Annotated in this window: 1 protein-coding gene and 1 pseudogene; both read right to left on the bottom strand. The window is 62.5% G+C overall.

The window, feature by feature from the left end:
* Positions 1–211 (bottom strand): annotated as a pseudogene (locus tag F3J14_RS35480) (hypothetical protein); the annotation flags it as partial.
* A partial coding sequence (locus F3J14_RS35075; RefSeq protein ID WP_166726772.1) for a polysaccharide deacetylase family protein occupies positions 208–1,160 on the bottom strand: 953 nt, incomplete at its 5' end. The pseudogene F3J14_RS35480 and the gene F3J14_RS35075, both read right to left, overlap by 4 nt.

Genomic DNA, 1,160 nt, shown 5'->3' with positions numbered 1-1,160 from the left:
TGCGCGGCGCGCGCGCGCGCCGGCGCGGCCGCCCTGCGTGCCGCAACCGGCCCATACGCTGTCGAATCGTGCGCAAGGCCGGGATGGCGTACTTGATCATCGCTTCCTCTCCGGAACCACCTTGCGCGTCATCGTAGCCGATCAAATGCAGGCGTGCGACCCGCGTTGCCGCAGCGGGTCCACGCACGGGGCTTTCGCCGGCGAGCGTCACCTGGCCGTCGTGCCGTCCACCCACGTGTAGCCGAGGTTCGTGATGCCGGTCACGACGTTCTGGAAGTCCTGGTAAGCCGGCAAGCCGAGATCGGGTTCGAGCCAGTAAGGATGGAAGAAGAACGACGCAAAGCCGTCCCGTACCGCCAGGCCATACTGGGCGTTGGTGACGAGTTGCTGCCACGTGTATGTGATGCACGAGAACTGGTCGATGTTGCAGATGTTGTACTGGATGCTGCCCAGGTTTTCCGGGATGATCCGCTGCCCGTAGTAATCGGCGTTGATGATGTACGGGAAAAACTGCCCGGCCGAAAAGTCCTGGTTGGCTGCGCCTGTACCGATTTGCGGATTGGTCGACGTGTAGTAGACGGCCCGCTGGAACGTGGTCGGGAACGTCTGCGCCGTGGCCGCCGACGCGTTCGGCGACATCTGGTACTGCGGCGCGGCCCAGCCGACGATGTGGTAGCCGTTGAGCGTGAACTCGAGCATGCCGTCGGCCATTCTGCCTTTCGCCCACTGCACGGAGTCCTCTACGACCGGACGATTCTGCACCGCGTACCAGAACTCGTAGTCGCTGCCGCTGACCGCGGTCAGAAGGTTCGGTGTCGAGTCGTACTGGTGCGTGTAGCCGTGCATCACGATCGAGCCGCCGCGCAGGAGCGCATAGTTCAGCGCGTTCTTGAGGCCCGTTGCCTGCGCGAGGTGAATCGTCTCCGGACGGCCGCCGGTGTAATACCCGTTCGGATCGGTATACAGCGGAATGGTCGCCATCGTGAACTTGATCCTCTTCGAGTACAGGTAGTCCGTCAGCTGTCTCATCGAACTCGTCGTCGTGTATGCGTCAAGATCCTCGAGACGAACGAGCGCACGGTGATTCACCGGTGCATTGGTCTGCAGGATGTCGTGCAGGATGTCGCAGATCACGAGATAGCGATCCGTCGGGCCGATGT

The organism is Burkholderia sp. Tr-862, from assembly GCF_011753085.1.
Lineage (GTDB): Bacteria > Pseudomonadota > Gammaproteobacteria > Burkholderiales > Burkholderiaceae > Burkholderia > Burkholderia ambifaria.
This window is presented reverse-complemented; position numbering and strand designations above follow the sequence as displayed.